Origin of the sequence: Exiguobacterium indicum HHS 31 (genome assembly GCF_001939065.1) — a bacterium.
In the GTDB taxonomy this organism is placed as follows: Bacteria; Bacillota; Bacilli; order Exiguobacteriales; family Exiguobacteriaceae; genus Exiguobacterium_A; species Exiguobacterium_A indicum.
In genome coordinates this window covers 16,179-35,252 of the sequence record NZ_MPSZ01000002.1, presented here as the reverse complement: position 1 = coordinate 35,252, position 19,074 = coordinate 16,179, and the positions used below count along the sequence as shown (strand labels likewise).

The 19,074-nt window shown below is 48.3% G+C and carries 22 protein-coding genes and 1 riboswitch; of the genes, 5 read left to right on the top strand and 17 right to left on the bottom strand.

Annotated elements, in window-relative coordinates; all coding sequences use genetic code 11:
- Positions 1-40: 40 nt before the first annotated feature.
- Complete coding sequence (locus tag N179_RS08525; protein ID WP_244150223.1) at positions 41-2,395, bottom strand: SH3 domain-containing C40 family peptidase; 2,355 nt, start codon at positions 2,393-2,395, stop codon at positions 41-43.
- Between the two features lie 141 nt (positions 2,396-2,536).
- Positions 2,537-3,091, bottom strand: coding sequence for a GNAT family N-acetyltransferase (locus N179_RS08520; RefSeq protein ID WP_023467014.1), 555 nt, complete (start codon positions 3,089-3,091; stop codon positions 2,537-2,539).
- Positions 3,092-3,360: 269 nt separating this feature from the next.
- On the opposite strand from N179_RS08520, the gene N179_RS08515 reads away from it, so the two are divergent.
- The 3 genes from N179_RS08515 to N179_RS08505 all read left to right on the top strand — a co-directional run bounded on the left by N179_RS08515 (position 3,361) and on the right by N179_RS08505 (position 4,876).
- Entirely contained in the window at positions 3,361-3,690 is a 330-nt protein-coding gene (locus tag N179_RS08515; protein ID WP_029340708.1) for a DMT family transporter, read from the top strand.
- Positions 3,687-4,004, top strand: a complete 318-nt coding sequence (locus N179_RS08510; protein WP_023467016.1) for a DMT family transporter — start codon at positions 3,687-3,689, stop codon at positions 4,002-4,004. Before N179_RS08515 ends, N179_RS08510 begins: the two co-directional genes overlap by 4 nt.
- Before the next feature lie 128 nt (positions 4,005-4,132).
- A complete protein-coding gene (locus N179_RS08505; protein WP_058714032.1) occupies positions 4,133-4,876 on the top strand; it encodes a general stress protein in 744 nt (247 codons plus the stop codon).
- Between the two features lie 111 nt (positions 4,877-4,987).
- Here N179_RS08505 and N179_RS08500 read toward each other — a convergent pair whose 3' ends face one another.
- A complete protein-coding gene (locus tag N179_RS08500) occupies positions 4,988-5,803 on the bottom strand; it encodes an aldo/keto reductase (RefSeq protein ID WP_023467018.1) in 816 nt (271 codons plus the stop codon).
- A gap of 132 nt (positions 5,804-5,935) precedes the next feature.
- Between N179_RS08500 and N179_RS08495 the strand changes: the two genes are divergently transcribed.
- Positions 5,936-6,961, top strand: a complete 1,026-nt coding sequence (locus N179_RS08495; protein WP_035399001.1) for an iron-containing alcohol dehydrogenase family protein — start codon at positions 5,936-5,938, stop codon at positions 6,959-6,961.
- A gap of 51 nt (positions 6,962-7,012) precedes the next feature.
- Here N179_RS08495 and N179_RS08490 read toward each other — a convergent pair whose 3' ends face one another.
- The 8 genes from N179_RS08490 to N179_RS08455 all read right to left on the bottom strand — a co-directional run bounded on the left by N179_RS08490 (position 7,013) and on the right by N179_RS08455 (position 13,566).
- Positions 7,013-7,975 (bottom strand): EAL domain-containing protein, encoded by a 963-nt coding sequence (locus N179_RS08490; RefSeq protein ID WP_023467020.1) that lies wholly within the window; start codon positions 7,973-7,975, stop codon positions 7,013-7,015.
- 178 nt (positions 7,976-8,153) lie between these two features.
- Complete coding sequence (locus N179_RS08485; RefSeq protein ID WP_023467021.1) at positions 8,154-8,417, bottom strand: DUF1294 domain-containing protein; 264 nt, start codon at positions 8,415-8,417, stop codon at positions 8,154-8,156.
- Positions 8,418-8,435: 18 nt separating this feature from the next.
- Positions 8,436-9,173, bottom strand: a complete 738-nt coding sequence (locus N179_RS08480; RefSeq protein ID WP_058265583.1) for a TPM domain-containing protein — start codon at positions 9,171-9,173, stop codon at positions 8,436-8,438.
- Entirely contained in the window at positions 9,170-9,763 is a 594-nt protein-coding gene (locus N179_RS08475; RefSeq protein WP_023467023.1) for a LemA family protein, read from the bottom strand. The genes N179_RS08480 and N179_RS08475 overlap by 4 nt, the downstream gene beginning before the upstream one ends.
- Before the next feature lie 107 nt (positions 9,764-9,870).
- Positions 9,871-10,707: an undecaprenyl-diphosphate phosphatase gene (locus N179_RS08470; RefSeq protein WP_023467024.1), complete on the bottom strand. Its 837-nt coding sequence runs from the start codon at positions 10,705-10,707 to the stop codon at positions 9,871-9,873.
- Between the two features lie 359 nt (positions 10,708-11,066).
- Positions 11,067-11,879, bottom strand: a complete 813-nt coding sequence (locus N179_RS08465) for a ZIP family metal transporter (protein ID WP_023467025.1) — start codon at positions 11,877-11,879, stop codon at positions 11,067-11,069.
- A gap of 51 nt (positions 11,880-11,930) precedes the next feature.
- Positions 11,931-12,260 (bottom strand): YolD-like family protein, encoded by a 330-nt coding sequence (locus N179_RS08460; protein WP_023467027.1) that lies wholly within the window; start codon positions 12,258-12,260, stop codon positions 11,931-11,933.
- Positions 12,244-13,566 carry a Y-family DNA polymerase gene (locus tag N179_RS08455; RefSeq protein ID WP_055970209.1) on the bottom strand — a complete coding sequence of 441 codons (1,323 nt, stop codon included), beginning with the start codon at positions 13,564-13,566 and terminating at the stop codon, positions 12,244-12,246. The genes N179_RS08460 and N179_RS08455 overlap by 17 nt, the downstream gene beginning before the upstream one ends.
- A gap of 176 nt (positions 13,567-13,742) precedes the next feature.
- On the opposite strand from N179_RS08455, the gene N179_RS08450 reads away from it, so the two are divergent.
- Positions 13,743-14,381 carry a pentapeptide repeat-containing protein gene (locus tag N179_RS08450; protein ID WP_023467029.1) on the top strand — a complete coding sequence of 213 codons (639 nt, stop codon included), beginning with the start codon at positions 13,743-13,745 and terminating at the stop codon, positions 14,379-14,381.
- A gap of 68 nt (positions 14,382-14,449) precedes the next feature.
- Here N179_RS08450 and N179_RS08445 read toward each other — a convergent pair whose 3' ends face one another.
- The 6 genes from N179_RS08445 to N179_RS08420 form a co-directional block, all read right to left on the bottom strand.
- Positions 14,450-15,205 (bottom strand): MBL fold metallo-hydrolase, encoded by a 756-nt coding sequence (locus tag N179_RS08445; protein WP_023467030.1) that lies wholly within the window; start codon positions 15,203-15,205, stop codon positions 14,450-14,452.
- Positions 15,206-15,265: 60 nt separating this feature from the next.
- Positions 15,266-15,754: an arsinothricin resistance N-acetyltransferase ArsN1 family A gene (locus N179_RS08440; protein ID WP_023467031.1), complete on the bottom strand. Its 489-nt coding sequence runs from the start codon at positions 15,752-15,754 to the stop codon at positions 15,266-15,268.
- Positions 15,755-15,878: 124 nt separating this feature from the next.
- Complete coding sequence (locus N179_RS08435; RefSeq protein ID WP_023467032.1) at positions 15,879-16,415, bottom strand: 1,2-dihydroxy-3-keto-5-methylthiopentene dioxygenase; 537 nt, start codon at positions 16,413-16,415, stop codon at positions 15,879-15,881.
- A 16-nt stretch (positions 16,416-16,431) separates the two neighbouring features.
- Positions 16,432-17,052, bottom strand: a complete 621-nt coding sequence (locus tag N179_RS08430; protein ID WP_075642668.1) for a methylthioribulose 1-phosphate dehydratase — start codon at positions 17,050-17,052, stop codon at positions 16,432-16,434.
- Entirely contained in the window at positions 17,049-17,708 is a 660-nt protein-coding gene (locus N179_RS08425; RefSeq protein ID WP_055970212.1) for a 2-hydroxy-3-keto-5-methylthiopentenyl-1-phosphate phosphatase, read from the bottom strand. The genes N179_RS08430 and N179_RS08425 overlap by 4 nt, the downstream gene beginning before the upstream one ends.
- Complete coding sequence (locus N179_RS08420) at positions 17,705-18,895, bottom strand: 2,3-diketo-5-methylthiopentyl-1-phosphate enolase (protein ID WP_023467037.1); 1,191 nt, start codon at positions 18,893-18,895, stop codon at positions 17,705-17,707. Before N179_RS08420 ends, N179_RS08425 begins: the two co-directional genes overlap by 4 nt.
- 70 nt (positions 18,896-18,965) lie before the next feature.
- Positions 18,966-19,067, bottom strand: a riboswitch (SAM riboswitch).
- Positions 19,068-19,074: the final 7 nt, after the last annotated feature.

The following is a 19,074-nucleotide window of genomic DNA, read 5'->3' as shown; positions in this document are numbered from 1 at the left end:
GACGAAGCCGTCGAATTCGACGGCTTCGTCTTTTTTTGTCTTACATCGATTTAAATCCGAGGAAATGCTCTTGCCAACGCGGTTCATAAATCGAATTGATTTGGAGCTGTGAACCGCCCGCATGGATGAAGTGTTCGCTATCGAGCATGATTCCGATATGCGATGGACCATCCGTGTAGGTGTTCTGGAAGAAGACGATATCTGAGCGTTTACCACTCGAGATACTCGTCCGGCGATTCGTAAAGAAAGCACCGTACCAGTAGCCGCGAACGTTCGTCCGACCACCGTATTTTCCAGCCTTATTTGTCGCGTAGTGAATCAAACCGGAACAATCGAAGCCACCGTTCACGGCATTTTGCGATCCCCATGTGTAAGGTGTACCGATATGTTGGACGGCTGCTTGAATCAGCTTTTCACCGCGCGTGTTATTCTTTTTAATGACCCGTTTATCGGACGTAATCGTCACAGCTGAGACCGGAAGATAGACGGGTGTCCAGCCTGACTGGATGACATAGAAGTTTCCGACCCGGTGACGCGGATAAACACGTTTGCCTTGCTCAACGAGTCCGCTGCCTTTTGGACTGGTTGGACTCGAAAAGAAGGATGTCGTCTGTTTGACGGTATAGATTTTCGTTCGATTGATTGCTTTTTGTGTCAGTTTCATATCGGGTTTGCTCGTGCTGATATAAGGGTTGAGGACGTAACCCGTTTGACCGCTGGCTAAGCGAACTTGCCAAAAATCATCATCAATTGATTTCAGACCAATCAATTTTGTCCCTTTTTTCAAATAGGCAGCTGGCCGACTGTAAGCGACGTCAGCAGAGAAGAGTGGCGTTTGGTCCAGATGGACATAAAACGTTGTCCCTTTTTTCGCTTTTGCTGTTGGTTTATTTAGTCCGATCCGACTCGAATCGACGAAACCAAAGATATTGTTATATTTGACACGTGTAAAATAACCGCTTTTTCCATAGATGGTGATTGATTTTCCTTTTTTCAACGTGCCGATTTTTTTACCCGACAGTTTTGCCTGTGACCGAATGACGACGTCGTCCTCTGTCACGTAACGTTGACCGGTAACGTCACACAGATCCGGCTTTTTCGTGACGAGATCACTCGTCTTGACGTAACCATAGACCGTCCCTTTTTTTAATCGTGTGTAACTACCGCTCGTGCCGTAAATCGTTAGTTTATCAGCTCGTTTGACAGAATACATCATTTTACTTTTCGTTGAAGCAGACGTATAGACGGACAAGTTGCGTTTGGCGTACCGTGTTCCGGTTGCGGCGTATACTTTTTCACTACCAAGATCAGCTGTTTTAACGTAGGCATGGACTCCGCGGAAAATAATTCGACTGTAGACGCCACTTTTACCATAGATCGTTAATAAAGTATTTGTTTTTTGTTGATCGATTATGGAGCCGGAAGCATTCGGTGCACTATAGATCGGTGTAGCGCGCTGAACATAGAGGCGTGCGGTCTTTGGATAGTATTTCAACGTACCGAGATGTGCCGTCAATACATAGGCATACTCGTCGTTTCGTTTGATTCGTGTAAATGAACCCTCGACGCCGTACGTCTGAAGAGAAGTATTCACAGGAAGCGATTGTACGACTTCTCCTTTCGTAGTCGCAGTGGCATAGACCGTCGTCTGCTGTTGGACGTAACGCACTCCTGTTTCTGGATGGCTCACGACCTGCGTATCAGCTAAATCAGTCGTCAATACGAAGGCGTAACCGGTCTTAGTCGCCACACGTGTAAAAGTACCCGTCGTTCCGAACGTTTCGAATGATTGATTTTGAGTGACGGCAGTCTTCGCGCTCGTCGTCTTCGGCTCAACGAAAAGAGAAGTCGCTCGTTTGGCATAACGCGTCCCAACCAATTTCGGAAGTTGCTCGAGTTGTGTCGTCGATACATAGACGTATTGCTCGTTCCATTTCAGACGCGTGAACGTGTCGAAGGTGCCGTATGTATCGATTCGCTGATAAGCGGGAAGTGTCGTCACGACGGTGGGATCAAATGGTGAAGCAACTAATGAGAGTGAACTTTTCGACATCAGCGTTGCTTGTTTTTGAAAAACAGGTGCTGTTTGCGTTAACGCGTTTGTTGCGACATAAGCAGTACCTTCTTGCCAACTGACACGAGTGAAGTCACCGTCCGTACCGAGTGTCTTGAATGTCGTTCCTGCTGGTAGTTGTTGGATGACCGTTGTGGAATCAGCCGTTTGTAGCAACGCAGCATCCTCTTTCAAATAAGCCGTCCCGGTTGTCTCGGTGACTGTTTGTGTTTCTGCTGTCGGTTGAACAGGTGGCGATTCAGCAAAAGCGGGTGCGGGTAAAACCGAGCTCAACATTAACGTTGCGGCAAGTCCAGCAACATGAGCAGTCCATTTTTTCATCAAGAGGTTCACTCCAATTCTTAAAATTTGTCATTATGAATAGTGTAGCATGCGCTTGTTTAAAAATTGATAAAAATCAAAAAAATAGGAGGTTGTTCATGAAAAAACGGTATGCCTCGGCACACCGTTTGAAGTCATATGTTAGTTATCTTCTTCGTGATCCACTTGCCATTCCCAGTCGAGCATGCCGTAAATCAAGGAATCGCGCCAGTGGTCTTCGAGATAGACCGTCTCGCGAAGCTGTCCTTCCTTCGTCATGCCGACCTTTTGCAAGACACGTTCGGAAGCGACGTTTCGTGGGTCACACGTTGCCGTGATTCGGTGTAGTTCTAGTTTTTCGAAACCGAATTGGAGAAGGAAAGAGGCGATTGACGTCGCGTATCCGTTCCCCCATTCATCAGGCGAGAGGACGTATCCGATTTCGGCGATTTTATTCTCAACGTCTGTGATGACGAGTTCACCGGCACCGATGACGACGTCACTTGGAAACGTCACGGCAAAGACATAACGACGTCTTGGTGTCTCGAGTTCACTTTCAAGCGCATCGTGTAGGAATTGTTTCGTATCCGTTTCGGTATTCGGTCCCCATGACTGGAATTGACTGACGATGGGTTGTGAGGCATAGGCGTGAACCGCTTCTACATCTTCTGGTGTAAAACGACGAATCCGAAGTTGATCATTGATTTTATAACGCATGCAGCATCCTCCTCATTCAGATGAAGTCACTTTGATTCTATTTGACAGATGGGGAACAGATTCCTGTTTGACATAGGAAAAAGGGCGTGCTAGGGTGGTTGTATCGAATGGAATAGGGAGTATCCTCTAGGGTTCCGTACGGCTGGACCGAGGGAGGAACATGGACGTTTGTCCATGCAACGGAGGGATAAAAGCCCGGGAGTAAAGCGAATCGTCTCGCTTGCTCCCGGGCTTTTTCATTTGAATTTACCTATTAGGAGGCAATTATTATGGCAAAGTATTGGATTGGCATCATCGTCGCAGCGTGTTTTGAAGTGGGCTGGGTCATCGGATTAAAACATGCGGCAACACCACTTGAGTGGGCTGCAACGATCGTCTGTATCATCGTTAGCTTTACCGTGCTAATTAAAGCGAGTAACCATTTACCAGTCGGAACGGTCTATGCTGTCTTCGTCGGTCTCGGAACAGCAGGAACGGTCGTGACGGACATCGTGTTATTCGATCAAGCCGCTTCCGTGATGAAATTAGCATTGATCGCTGTCTTACTCGTCGGCGTCATCGGTCTGAAGTTAGTCAGTGGAGAGGAGAAATCAGCATGAGTTGGATTTATTTAATCATTGCCGGAATCTTTGAGATGTTTGGTGTCGTCTTGATCAATACGTTCAATCAAAATAAGAATGCGAAGAATTTACTGTTGATGGGAACAGGATTCGGACTCAGTTTCCTATTCTTAACGCTTGCAATGAATGGTTTACCGATGGGAACGGCGTACGCGGTCTGGACGGGAATCGGAGCAGCGGGCGGTGCGATCCTCAGCATGGTGCTCTATAACGAATCAAAAGACTGGAAGCGACTGGTTTGTATCGGTCTTGTCTTAAGTGCGACGATTGGTCTGAAACTTGTCGGCGAATGATCGTTTACATGTCAAACAGATGACGTTTTAATGGAACGCATGTTTTTTGGCATATTTTAACGCAAAAGAGGAAATACTCCTTATAGAAGTCACGCATGACAAATCGTGTCGATAAGGGGAGAACATCCATGAAAACGAAACAATATATCGGAACATTCTATTCAGAAGAAGAATTGATCTCAAAAATGGACGAATTGCACATTCAAGGGCATCGGGAGGAAGACTTCTACGTCATCGTCAAAGAGAAGTCGAACATCGCACTCGTTCGTAGCCAAATGGATGCAGAAATCGCGACGACGAAACCGTCTTGGATTGATCGAATTCGCGGGAACAAAGGACGCGATCAAGAAGTCGATGATTTGTTTGGGTCACTTGATCTATCAGACAATGAAATCGAACAACGCAAAACGGAAGTCGAAGGTGGGGGCTTCGTTCTGTTACTTGAAGTCCAAGACATCCAGTTCGATCCACATTTAAATACAGATAATACGCATCCTGATGTTAAAGTTCGCTATGGTAGTGGCGAAGAGACGCATACGTCATCAGATGCGAATTCCAATGCACAGCTCGGCTCCGGTAATCCGCTTGATGTTGATAAAGATTCGAAGGAAGAGCATGCGGAAATTGATTTGCACCGTGCCGGTACGGACAAGATGCCGCAAGACGAGCAGGCAATCGATCACGCGAAAAAACTCGACGGGAACCGAGAACCGGATATTGCAATGCGTCGGGATGACGATTTCCGACGTCCGGAAACAGAACGCGAGGAAAAAGAACATGATGCAACGCAAGACGGCGAAGAAAGTCGTCAATCGAAACATCAATCGGATGACATCGCCAAGCAAGATCATGGAAATAATTTAGACCGCTAAAATAATAGATTAGAATCACGCATCAGGGTCATCATCAAAGAAGGTACTTTCCGGATCAATTCCGAAAGGTACCTTCTTTTTGTATGGAGATTAAACGAGAATCGTCTCGTCTTATTTATGATCCGGATTTGATCCTGTACGCACGTTGGCGTTCAATTGATCGATGGCTTGCATATCAGCGTCTGACAAGCTGAAGTCGAAGACATCAAGATTTTCGCGAATGCGGCTTGGCGTGACGGATTTCGGAATCGCGACGATATCGTGTTGCAAGTGCCAACGGAGGACGACTTGAGCCGGCGTTTTCTGATGACGATTCGCGATATCGACGATGACCGGATGCGTCAACGCGTCGCGTCCTTTCATCAACGGACTCCAAGCTTCAACGACGATACCGTGCTTGCGGCAAAAGTCTCGGATCGCTTCTTGGCTAAGGAACGGATGGAGTTCAATCTGATTGACGGCAGGAACGATCGATCCTTCGGCTAAAATTCGTTCCAAGTGCGGAATATGGAAGTTCGAAACACCGATAGCACGCGTCTTCCCTTCGGCATAGAGATGTTCGAGCGCCCGCCATGTCTCGACATAACGATCCTCTTTTGGCATCGGCCAATGAATCAGATACAAGTCAACATAATCGACACCAAGCTTTTGTAGACTCGTCTCGAAAGCGGCAAGTGTCTCTTCGTAGCCGTGATCGGAATTCCAGACTTTCGTCGTCAGAAAGATCTCTTCTCGGGGAATGCCGGAGTCACGCAGTGCGCGACCGACACCTTCTTCATTCTCGTAAATCATCGCCGTATCGATCGAACGATACCCGGCGCGGAGTGCTTCGCTGACCGCTTCATATACTTCTTCTTCCGGTACTTTAAAGACACCATATCCGAGTTGGGGCATGCTGATACCGTTGTTTAACGTAATCTGTTGCATCGATTCATCGACTCCTTTTTAGTAAATTCTTCTCTTTTCTAGTGTACGCGCTCCTCTTATAAAAATCGAATGATTGCCGAAGCAGGTTCTTTTGCGTATACTGAGCGATAACAAATATTAGGAGGCGATTCTGTGATTCGACAAGCTGTTTTGCAATACATACATGAGGAAAACGCGCTCGATCAACTCAAAGAAGTGATAGGTAATCGTTCAGCAGTCCTGATTCATGGACGTCAAGCCTATGAAGCAGCCGCTTTTGCTTTACCAGCATTACCACGTCTTTCATTTGAAGGGCATTGTACGGATCAACAAGTGGAAGCTTTCAAACAGGTATGTGCTCCATACGATGTGATTCTCGCGCTCGGAGGTGGGAGTGTCATCGATACGGCAAAACAGGTCGCGTTTCAATTACAACGCCCGGTCATCGTCATTCCGACGATCGTCTCGAACTGTGCTCCGTGGACTCCGCTCAGTGTCATGTATAACGAAGAGGGACAGTACATCCGATTTGATACGTTCCCCGTCGTGATTGAAGCCCTTTTACTCGATCATCGGATCATCGCAGCAAGTCCGTATGCTTATTTTGTAGCGGGACTCGTCGATACGCTAGCGAAGTGGTATGAAGCACGTGCCTTAAGCGGATCATCGGCTGAAGATCCCATCATTGAGATGGCGCTTCGGACAGCTGAACGTTGTAAGGATCTTATCTTGTCGACGAATATAACGGAAACGCGTTTTCGTGAGTATCCCGTTGAAATCCAACATCTCGTCGAAACCGTCATTCCGTTAGCCGGAAGCATTGGTGGTTTTGGTGACGCGGCGACGCGTGGTGCAATCGGACACGCAGTGCATAACGCGTTATCGCCTCATCCAGAAACGCATGCGTTTTTACACGGGAGTAAGGTCGGTTACGGACTACTCGTTCAGGAGAAGTTACTCGGACATGATGACGATTATGCAGAGTTGCGTGACTATCTTCTTGTACAAGAACAGCCGACGACACTCGCAGACTTCGCATTATCGCTCGATGTCGTCGAAGCACTTGCTTTACGGACATCAAAAGAGGAACTGTGTCGTCTGTTGCGTCCGATTGTATCAACAGAACAATTAGTCGATGCTATCACACGGAACGAGACGGTTTCCGTTTCGACGACTTAACATAAAGATACGCACATGGACTGAATCATCAGACGGTCCATGTGCGTATTTTTATTGTGCTTTCGCAAAACGAGCGTAAGGAGCAGGGCGACCGAGTAGGTATCCTTGACCAAGATCAAAGCCGAGTTCGCGGCAAAGATCGAGTTCTTCTTGCCGTTCGATACCTTCCGCTAAGATTTGAATCCCCATTTCTCGTGTCAGATGGCGGGCTTTTCGTAAAAAGGCTTCGTTTTCTGAGTTTGTATCGCAGTGATCGATGAAGGAACGATCGATTTTAATATAATCCGGTTGAAGCAAGGACAACATATCGAGTGTCGAGAAACCAGCGCCAACATCGTCCAGTGCTACTTGAATGCCTTGCTTTTTATACTGTTCGAAGACGTGTTTCAAATGGTTGACGTCTTCAATTTTTTCCGTTTCGACGACTTCGAAGACGAGCCGACTCGGATCGACTTGATAACGTTCGACGATCTCAAACGTATGGCGCAGGCAATACTCCGGATTATAGATCGTCGAAGGAAGGAAGTTGATGAACGTTTTTGCTGTGCCACCAATATGGTGCGTCGCACGGATGGCTTCTTCACGCGCTCGTTGATCGAGACGGGAATGAAGTCCCATCTTCGAGGCCGTTGAAAACAGGACACCTGGTGAAATCGGCGTATTGTCATCAGCTGCTCGTAGCAAGGCTTCGTTCGCGACGAGCACGTTACGCTGGATATCATAAATCGGTTGTAGGTGGCTCGTCATGACCCCATGCTGGATGAAATCAATCGCAGATCGATGCTTCAGTTGTTCTAGAAGCGCTGAAGCTAGGATAGGTGCTGTCACGTAACGCGATTGTGTGGCGCGACACGACACTGGATAATCCGCTACACGTAAGAGCGATGTCAATAACTGTTCGAGCTGTTCGAACGATTGATAGGAATAGATTTCTGGCGTTGGTGATTGAATATGGAGTGCTCCCGCTTCAACGAAACGGATTGATGTCGTACATTCGGCGCAAGGATGCCACATAAAGGGATGTCCACCTCTCAGTACATCAAAAAAAGATGTATTTATTAAATTGGTTAAATTCTTTACCCTGAACAAAAAAGAAATTAAACCTGTTATTCATAATCATTGACCTCATACAAAAAAAGAAGGAACGACGGACACATTTCCGTACGTTCTCTTCTCTATCGGTCACATTCTTTCATTGTGAAGTGTAAACAAACCAGAAAGCGAGATGCAAGATAGCGGCTATTGGAACGAGCCATTGGAACTTCGCTTTCCGTGTCTTGTGCCGGACTGTGTACATACCAATCCAAGAACCGAGCGCACCACCGAGGAAAGCAATCGTCAATAGTGTTGCTTCGGGTGTCCGGTAAGCATGTTGTTGCGCTCGACGTTTATCCTGCCACATCGAGACAAATCCGATGAGTGTCAGGAGGAGGTAATACCCTAAGATGATCCTCATGAAAAAACGACTCCTTTTCTACCGTTCGGCACCACCACCGCCAGAACTTCCGCCACCACCACGACTGCCACCATTTCCACCGCCACCACGCATGATCGCGGAGAAGATGTTCAAAATCGCGAAGAAGAACATACCACCGGTGAACTTCATATCGAGGAACAATAAGATCAGTAATCCAGCACCGATCAGAATCTTCGTCCAAAGCGGAAGTCCGTCGTTATTTTGTGTTTTCGGAGGATCCTGTGACTCAAGCGACTGATCCTTTGAAATGACACTGACGACCGCTTTATATGTTTCAGACGCTGCTTTCCCATACTCACCGTTCTCTTTATAAGGAACAGCATATTGATCGAGAATACGTCCGGCTGTGATGTCTGTCAAAATCCCTTCGAGTTTATACCCAACCTCGATCCGAAATTGGCGATCCTTTTCGTTTGGAGCGACGACGACAAGAACACCATTGTCTTTTCCTTCTTGACCAATGCCTTGGCGCCGGAACGTTTCATTGGCGTAAGAGCTTAAATCCTGTCCCTTTAGATCGGGAACCGTCTTGAGGACGACTTGTGCCGTCGTATATTGTTCGAGTTCCTGACCGAGTTGCGCGAGTTCGGCTTCTTCCGAAGGGTTGAGCAGCTGAGCATCATCCTGAATGAAGAAGGCTGCTCCCGTCCGTTCTGAAACGGCACTAGCTGTTGGAACGAAGAGGAAGAAGACGAGGAACGCGCTCAATAGAAGTCGCGTCCACCGCCGAATCATTTCGAATCACTGTTAAAGTCGACGGTCGGATTTTCCCGGTCGCTGTCTGAAATCTCGTAATATGGTTTTTTCTCGAATCCGAAGGCGGATGCGTAGAGTGTCGTTGGGAAGCTCCGACGTTTTTTGTTATAGAGGGTTACAGCATCGTTGTAATCTTTGCGGGCGATCCCGAGACGATTTTCTGTTCCTTCCAGCGTATCCATCAAAGATTGGAACCGTTCGCTTGATTTTAGTTCAGGATAAGTCGTCTGCAAGGCAATCAATCCGCGAAGCGAAGACGTGACTTGTTGGTCGGCTTCGATCCGTTGTTCGGTTGACGCAGCACGCGCAAGACCAGCTTGGGCTTCTGCGACTTTTCCATATACTTTTTCTTCTTGACCCGCGACACCTTTGACAGTTTCAACGAGATTCGGAATCAAATCCGCACGACGCTTGATTTGGTTGTCGACTTGCGACCATTTATTCGATACATCTTCTTCTACATTGACGAGGCTATTGTATTGTCCGATTGCTAAAAAGGCAATCACGGCAACAATAACGACTCCGATGATGATTGGGAGTTTTGATGTACTCCGACTTCTGCGTGCCATGTGGCATTCACTCCTTTAATTATGTCTCATCCCTATATACCCTTAAGCGACTGAATTAGTTTCAAAAAAATGAAAAACCGTCAGCTAAAATAGCTAACGGTTTGAACTTACATGTAGACGATGACAGCTAAGACAGCCGCTAAGACAAGACGGTAGATGGCGAACGGAACGAGTTTGATCTTGTTGATCAGCTTCAAGAAGAAGCGAATCGATAAGAGGGCAAACACGAACGACGCAACGAAACCGACAGCATAGAATGCGAAGTGGTTCGGTTGAATGTTCTCCCAGTTCTTAACGAGCGAAAGGAAACTAGCACCGAACATGATCGGTACAGCCATGATGAACGTAAAGTCAGCTGCCGTCCGGTGATTCATCCCAAGGAAGACCCCTCCGGAAATCGTTGAACCAGAACGAGAGAAGCCAGGCCAAAGGGAAATACATTGGAACAGACCGACGAGTGCTGCTTGGCGATATGTAATCTGATCAAGCGATGTCGTTTTTGGTTCCTTTGGTCCGAATTTATCGGCTGCAATCATCAAGAGGGCACCGACTGCAAGACCGATGATGACCGTCTCAATCGAGAAGAGGTTCTCATCGATGAAATCTTCGAATAACAATCCGAGAACAGCTGCTGGTAGAAGACCGATCAAGACGTGCCGTAGTTTTAACTTGTGTGTCCCTGCTGCGTCATGTTCGCCTTCAATCTTATACAAACCGATCAAGCTGAAGAGGCGTTTCCAAAAGACGACGACGACCGCAAGAATCGATCCGAGCTGAATGACGATTTTAAAGGTGTTCGCCGAATATTTACCGAGAAAATCGGTAGTTTGCAACCACATGTCATCGACGATGATCATGTGACCCGTGGAAGAGACCGGTGCAAATTCCGTCATCCCTTCGACGAAACCGAGTAAGAGCGCTTTTAAAAGTTCAATGATTGTCATGGTAATCTCCTTCTATACGATGTGCTAGTTAAAAACATATCATGTTTTATTCTTGTGAGATAGAACTAATCGGAATATCGGGCGCAGGTCTGAGAAAGTATGATGCGCTTCAGACGAAACCCGATGCCTAGATTCGTTTGAATAAGAGTGAGCAGTTATCTAGATTCCATAGGATATGACTAAGACACTCCGTCGTGTCCATTCACATTGAGATAGTTATGAGAGATAGGGAAATTTTTCTGTTAGGACACAAGGTCAGAAAAACTTCAAATCGATTGGTTTTGCTAGAATGCGCCTGAATCTACAAACAGAAAAACGAGCAGAAGACGGTATCATCCACTGCTCGTTTTGCAACGGCTTCATCCTAAAGCGACGTCAAGAATCATCATGACCGTAAAACCGACCATCAAACCAAGCGTTGCTAAATCGGATCCGTTTTCTGCTTGTGATTCCGGAATCAATTCTTCGACGACGACGAAAATCATCGCTCCGGCAGCAAACGATAACGCATACGGAAGAAGCGGTTGAACAAAGAAGACCGCAGCTGCTCCGACCATCGCGGCAATCGGTTCAACGATTGCTGACAATTGACCGTAATGGAAGGCGCGCCGACGCGACATGCCTTCGCCACGTAATGGAATCGACAGGGCAGCCCCCTCCGGCATGTTTTGAATCCCAATACCGAGTGCAAGCGTCAAGGCACCGGCGACGGTCGCCCCGTCCATGTTCAAGGCGGCGGCACCAAAAGCGACACCAATCGCAAGACCTTCGGGAATGTTGTGCAACGTGATCGCAAGAAATAATAACGTCGTTTTCTTGAGTCCTGTCGAAGGACCTTCCGCTGTTTCGAGTGGTGCAGATAAGTGCAAATGCGGTGTGACGAAGTCGAGGAGACGAACGAAAAATCCACCAGCGAGAAAACCGATGGCGGCAGGAATCCAAGCGATTCCACCATCTTGCTCTGTGAACTCGATCGCAGGAGCAAGCAACGACCAAAATGACGCAGCAATCATGACGCCGGCAGCAAAACCGAGCATCATGTTCATGACGCGTTTTTCAATCGTCGTAAAGACAAAGACGAGTGCCGCACCAAGTGCGGTTAACCCCCACGTCATCATTCCGGCAAGCAGTGCTTGCACGACGACGGGGAGAGAAGTAAACCAATCCAACATGACTATTCCTTCTTTCCGGGCACGATTTAAAGCATCCATCTGTATGAGAGCTTACCCGTTTTCGATCCGGACGATTCGTGTGAAGGGAATTTCAATGACTTCACGTCCGCGCAGAAAGAGAACGGAACGTTCGGGTTCTAATCGTTCGACGAAACCGACGACCGTCACGTAGCTACTTTCCTTATAATACGTGATTTCAAGTTCGTTTCCTTCTATTAAAGCTTCTTGAAGCAGAAAGTGCCATGATTCTTGCAACTGTTCATCAATTTCAGGCAAGTCGAGCTGATGCATCTGGACATAGTATTCCCGCAGTAATTGCAAATGTTCCGGCATGAGAAAAGGAATCCATTTTAAATTTCCCCGATCACGATACGCTGTCATGAAGATCACCTCCCGGATGACCGCCGACAAAACGAAGGCGACGTTTGGCGACACTCGTATCAAGAAACGAGACAGCGAGGCGAATCGTTCCTTTTCCGTAGCGGAGGTTAACGACATCCATTGCTTTTAATAACCGTCGCCGTTTCCAGAGCCGCGCATTATCCTCGAACAAAGACAACTGTAAGGTGCCTTGATCGGCAGTCAAATGCCCCACTGCAACGGATAAAAATCGAACAGGTTCCCCATCGAGCCAATTCGGTTCGAACAATTGTAAGACGTGACGCAGAATGATGCGTTCATCGGATGTCGGGTAAGGCAACCGCACTTGACGGGAGAAGCCACTTCGGACGACGTTTCGAGAATAACGGACACCGATGTGAACGGTCCAGCCGACTTGATTCGAAAAGCGGCAACGTGCGGCGACATCCTGCACCAGTTCATTGAGCACATTCCGGATGCGTTCGAACTGATAATAGTCCTGCATTAAGGTCACACCGTGTCCAATCGTCCGTTGAGGAGCTTTCTCGAACAGATGACGCGGGGGGAGCAGTGTCGGTGACGCGTCGAGTCCCCAAGCGTGATGCCACAGTTCGGCACCGATGACACCGAAGCGTTCGTGTAACTCTTCGACAGGGCGCATGGCAAGGTCACCGATTGTTTCAATCCCCATCATCTGCAGATGTTGTTCCATGCGGTGTCCGACTCCCCACATCTTCCGAATCGGAAAGTCATGAAGACGTCGTGCGACATCAGCATATCCACATCGCGCGATGCCTTCTTTTTTCCCGATTAAATCAAGCGTCAGTTTCGCGATGACGTTATTTGGACCAATCCCGATCCGGACGTGGATGCCGGTCTGTTTCAGGATTGCTTCTTTAATTTTGAGGGCAGCTTGCAGGTCGGAACCAAATAGGCGATCGGTTCCGGTCATGTCAATGAAACTTTCATCAATCGAATAGACGCGGATGGCTTCAGGTGGGGCGAATTGGTGCAGGACATCCAGGACACGAATCGACGTCTTCATATAAGCGAGCATACGTGGTTCGACGAGTTGAATCGTACGACGAACAGCGTATGGCAATTGCTCGATTTCGTACAGTCGACCGGCTGTCTTGATTCCTAGTGCTTTTAAGGCAGGGGTGGCAGCGAGAATGACGGATCCGCTTCGTTTTAAATCGGAGACGACCGCCAGGCGTGTCGTCAAGGGAGGAAGATTGCGATACTGGCATTCACAGCTGGCGTAGAAGGACACACTGTCGACGCAAAAAATACGTTTATCTTGTGGTAAAACGACGGAAGGAAACATCTGAATCACTCCTTTACATAAAAGAACGTATGTTCTTATTTTGATTTTCCTTGACTATAGCATGGTCTCAAAGTGTCTCAAAATAAAAACTGTTGAAAAAAGGGGAATTCGAACGATTTCTCCTCATATAAAAGGAGTTTGGTACACTAAGGGAGAGAAAAAAGGGGGAACCTTCATTGAAAGAGACCGTTATCCGATTACCAGAATTACCGAAGACGCTTCAGCCAGAGACGTTCGATCAAGTCGAAATCGATGACCCGTATCTAAAAGGAGCGCGTTATGAGAAAGAGTCGATGCCGAGTGAACTGACAGAACGCATCGATGCCTATCAAGTGTGTTTTCAAAATGTCTCGTTCGCGAATCTGACCTTTGACCGTGGTTCGTTCGAAGATATTCGTTTTGAGCAATGCGACTTAACGGGATGTCACTTCCAAGAAACTCGTTTTCACCGTGTGTCCTTCGTCGGATGCCGGATGACGGGCATCCAGTTTGAAGATTGTACGCTTGACCATTTAACGATTCAGGAAGGGCTTGCGGATTACGCACAGTTCATTCGCAGTACGGTCCGTCATCAACACTGGAGCGAAACGACGATGAAAGAAGCACAGTTCTTCGAAGTGAAGCCGACCCATTGGAAACTCGAAGCGGTCCGGCTTACAGATAGCCAATGGATTGAAACACCGTTAAAAGGTCTCGACCTCCGGCAGACGGAACTCTCTGGTATTACGATCGATCCGCGATTTTTACCAGGCGCTGTCATTACGGAAGAGCAAGCAGTCGCCTTTGCTCGCTTGTTAGGTCTTGTCATCCCATAACAAAAAGAAGTCCTGCTTTCGATTGTTACTCGAAAAGCAGGACTTCTTTTTAATGAAGGTTACTGTTCTTAAAATGACATCGTTTCGCCATCCTCTGGAATCAGGAAATGGGCAGAAAGGTGGAAGGCGGCTAAAAAGTCAGCAATCATATCACGTCGCAAGAGACAGTGGTTGACGGACTCGAGGTGCGAGACGATGATCGTCGCTTCCGCCGCCGCTTCGTGTACGGCAAGGAGATCACGCTGTGACATCGTGATCGGCTCTCCGGTCAAGAACTGGGCGGCGCCACTGTTGACGACGATGATATCGGGCGTATGTTGTTCGATTGCATGCGCGACCTCGTCACACCAGATCGTATCACCTGCGATATAAAGTGTCGGTTCGTCCGGATGGGTGAGGACGAGCCCAGACACACGTCCCATCCGTTCGCCGATTTCACCGACACCATGCTGTCCACCTGTTCGATGGACCTGGATATCACCGATCGTTACACCGGAATCGAAGGAAGAGACGTTCGTGAAGCCGGCTTCTCGGATTTGCTGCGCGTCTTCTTCTTGCTGCGCATAGAGTGGCAAATGCTTGGGTAGAAGTTGTTTTGCAGCATCGTCGAAATGATCGGCATGCAGATGCGTGACGAAGATCGCGTCAGGATCGAGCAGTGTCTTGACATCGACCGGTAAGTCGACGAGTGGATTGGCGACGGCATTCGGTGTTTGACCGAAGGGAGGCAAGCTGCCTTTTTCGCCGAGGAACGGATCAATTAGTAAGACTTGATTGGCATACGTGACAACGAGTGTTGCATTGCGAATTTGTTGAATATCCATTAGGTTCATCCTCTCTCAATGACTCGGATTGACTATTCCCCGTCTGGCATTCAATGAATCCTATCGCAAGCGTTTCTCCATCGCCATGACGTCGACATATTCGCCGTTCAACTGTCCTTGCTCCTTAAACGTTCCGACGATCCGGAACCCGGAGCGGATATAGAGTTTTTGTCCGATTTTATTGAATGGGAAGGTGAAGAGAATGAGTTTATGCATCTGATGATCACGGGCGTGTTGCTCAGCCGTTTCAAGCAAACGTGTGCCAATCCCTTGTCCACGATGAGTCCGGGTGATATAAACCGAAATCTCACCGACGGATGCGTAGACAGGACGCGGATTATACGGATCGAGGGAAATGAAGCCGAGGACACCTGTGTCATCTTCAGCGACATATCCGGCATATCGATCGGTGCGTTCTACATACCACTGGGTCATGAAGGATAAGTCCTTTTGGTCGGTCTCAAGCGTTGCGATTCGATCTTCGATGCCTTCGTTATAGATGGCGAGAATCGCTGGTAAGTCGTGTTCCGTTACGGGACGAATATGCATGACGCTCACTTCCTCATCGCTTTTCCTTCATTATATCGGTTACGTATCAATGTAGTGATATGTTTGTGCGATAAGAAAAGCGCTGATTTCCTTCACATAAAGGAAATCAGCGCTTATATCGTTCTTAAGAGACCGTTGACGTCTCGTTTTCGTAAATCGGAACCCAGCCGTCTGTCGTGACGAAGATCCGAACAGCAACGACTTTACGATCGTCTTGAAGCGTAAAGTAGTGGCGTGTGTTAACAGGAACGGAAATCAAATCACCAGGATTGAGTTCGATGTTATAGTAGCCGACCTCTTCGTCTTTGATCGCGAAGACGCCATGACCGCTGACGATGAAACGAACTTCATCATCCGTATGGTGATGTTCTTTCTGGAAGTTGACGAGCAACTCATCCAGGTTCGGTGTCGTATCCGAAAGTGAGATGATATCAGCTGTCTGATACCCACGACGTTCTGATACGTCTTTGATTTCTGGAGCGAACGTATCGAGAATCGTTTGTTTGTCTGCATCCGTCAGTGTGAAGTTCTCAACGAGAGGCGCTGGAAGTTTCGAAACGTCCCATTGTTCGTAAAGAACGCCGCGTGACGCAAGGAAGTCAGCGACTTCCGTTTGATCCGTATACCGTGTGTTTGTTTCTTGGAATAAGACTGTTGCCATGAGATGATTCCTCCTTTTAATGAATGGATTGACGGCATGATTGCAACGTCAACGTGTAATTGAATAAAAACTCGAAGGCTTCGAGGTGTTTCTTTGCTTCAAAGGCGGTCGGTGCCCAGACCGTGATTCCGTGATTGCGGATCAGGACGGCACCACTGTCTGCTGTGACATGAGGTGCAAAAGCAGCGGCAAGCGTCGAAATGTCCGCATGATTCGGAATGATCGGTACCGTGACCGTCGCATCCTCTTCCCAGTGTCCGAGTGCCTTGATGATTTCTTGACCGGAAAAGGTGATGCTGCCTTGATCGCCATAGAGTTCCGAAATCACATTGTTCGCAATCGTATGGACATGCAGGGAACAACCGGCGTCCGTTCGATTGAACACTTCGACATGGAGCAATGTCTCAGCAGAAGGACGCCCGGATTGCTCACCGATCAATTGACCGGTCGCATCGACATGAACGAAGTCGTCAGGAGTCGTCTGCCGTTTATCTTTTCCGCTTGCCGTCACAAGGAATTCAACCGGGACACCGGATGTCCGAATGGCGAGATTGCCACTCGTACCAGGGAACCAATCGCGAGCCGCAAGCTCTTGTTTGATGGCGCGTAGCTCTTCATAGCGTCGCATGAATGTCATGTTGTCACCTCCGCTCGTGTTAAATCATGAACGATATCATGGAACGTCTCAAACGGTGTATAGGCGATATCGTTCTCTTCACACAACGTGATCAGATAATCACGGGCATAGACACGATCCGCTTGTTTTGCGAGTTCGAAGTCCGTCACCGAGTCGCCGATGACGATGATGACGTCACCGTCTTTACGTAGTGTCCGAGCAACGGACGTTTTACAACAGCCGCACCCGTTCGTGCAATGGGTATCGCAGGCGTGTGGCCAATCGATATGAACGAATGGACCGTCAAAATTTGCGACATTGCAATAGATGCGCTCCTGCTCAAGGAATGGCGCTAAGATCGGTTCGACGAAAAAGTCCATTCCGCCGCTGACGATCGAGAAATCGATGTCTTGACGACGACTGTACTGAAGCAACTCCGAAAATCCGTCGCGAATGACGGCGCGCTCCAGTAAAAAGTCAAGATAGGACGCTTTCCCATCAGATGGCAGAAGTGCGAACATTTGCCCGACACCACTTTGAATCGATAACGTCCGGTCGAGTACACCGTGTTTCAACGGTTCGAAGTCGCTCGCTGGCGCAAATGCCTGCATGAGTGCGATGATATTATCCTGTGTCGTCACTGTCCCGTCGAAGTCACAAAGAATCCGTACGGTCATGACTTGATCCCCCAAGCGTCGAGGGCGATCCGTAATTCTTCATGACGCGATGCTGCCGTCGATAGGGATTCATTTGCGAGTGCCGCATCGAGTGCCTGACGGAAAGCGGTGACACCAGCCGCAGCACCTTGCGGATGACCATGTACGCCGCCACCGGCGTTGATGACGGAATCGATACCGAAGTCCCGTACGAGTTGAGCGACGAGTCCAGGATGAATACCAGCTGAAGGAACCGGGAAGATCGATTTCGTCTGACCGAGACGGGTCGCTTCGACCGCGATACCACGGGCGACATCCTTTGGCAAAGCGACATTGCCGTAAGGCGACGGGAATAGCGTCAAGTCTGCTCCAGCAGCACGCGGTAATGTGCCAAGTAAGACAGGAGCTGCGACTCCGTGATTCGGGCTAGCGATCAACGCACCGCTATAGGCCGGATGATTGAAGATTGGAACGTTGATTTCCGGATCACTTGCCAGTTCGCGTAAGACGTCGAGTCCGTATGTGAAGGTATTCAGCAAGAAAGCGGTCGCTCCAGCGTCAATCAATCGCTTGGCTTTATCCTTGAGCGTAAAGACGGGACCGCTGAGTGTGATTGCATATAACGCGCGTTTACCGGTCCGGTGGAAGTGAGCGTCGATGACCTCACGTCCAATTCGTGCCCGGTCAATCGTTGGCGTCAATGGATTGTCGTATAGGATCTCATCGTCCTTGACGAGATCAATCCCACCAGCGAGTTGTCCTTCGAGTTGATCACGAAGAAACGATAAATCGCGTCCGATGACTCCTTTGAAGATGCTCATTAACAATGGGCGATCTTCGACACCGATCAAGGAACGGACCCCTTCAATCCCGAATTTCGCACCTGGAAAGTCCGACGTAAATGTATCGGGTAGTAGCAATTCCGTTAATTTGATTTCACCGTCGAGTGAGAGTTTCCCGAAGACGGTCGTCAGAATCGCAGAAAAGTCGCGCGACACGTTATGTTCCGGATAACGAATCGTGATATATCCTTTGCCATCGCGCTCTTCGGTATGTACGACTTCCCCTTTGAACGAGGCGAGTTGTTGTTGTTCGAGATGATTCAGTTCCGTCCAAGAACCGACTGTCAGACCAAGCGCGAGTTGTTCAGCGCGCTGCTCGAGTCGATCACGGGCAGTCAATTGATAAGTAGCAGTGATATAAGCCATGTCTTTCCTCCTTCAACAAAAAAATGGTCTCTCGTCAGCGACAAGAGACCATGAATGATTCGAACGTGGACTCTTATCTGTCAGCTTAGTAGCTGCAAGAATTAGCACCGTGCCAAAAGGTCGGTTGCTGCGACATCGTAGGGCTTGTCCCTCCGTCTGCTCTTGATAAGAATTGGATG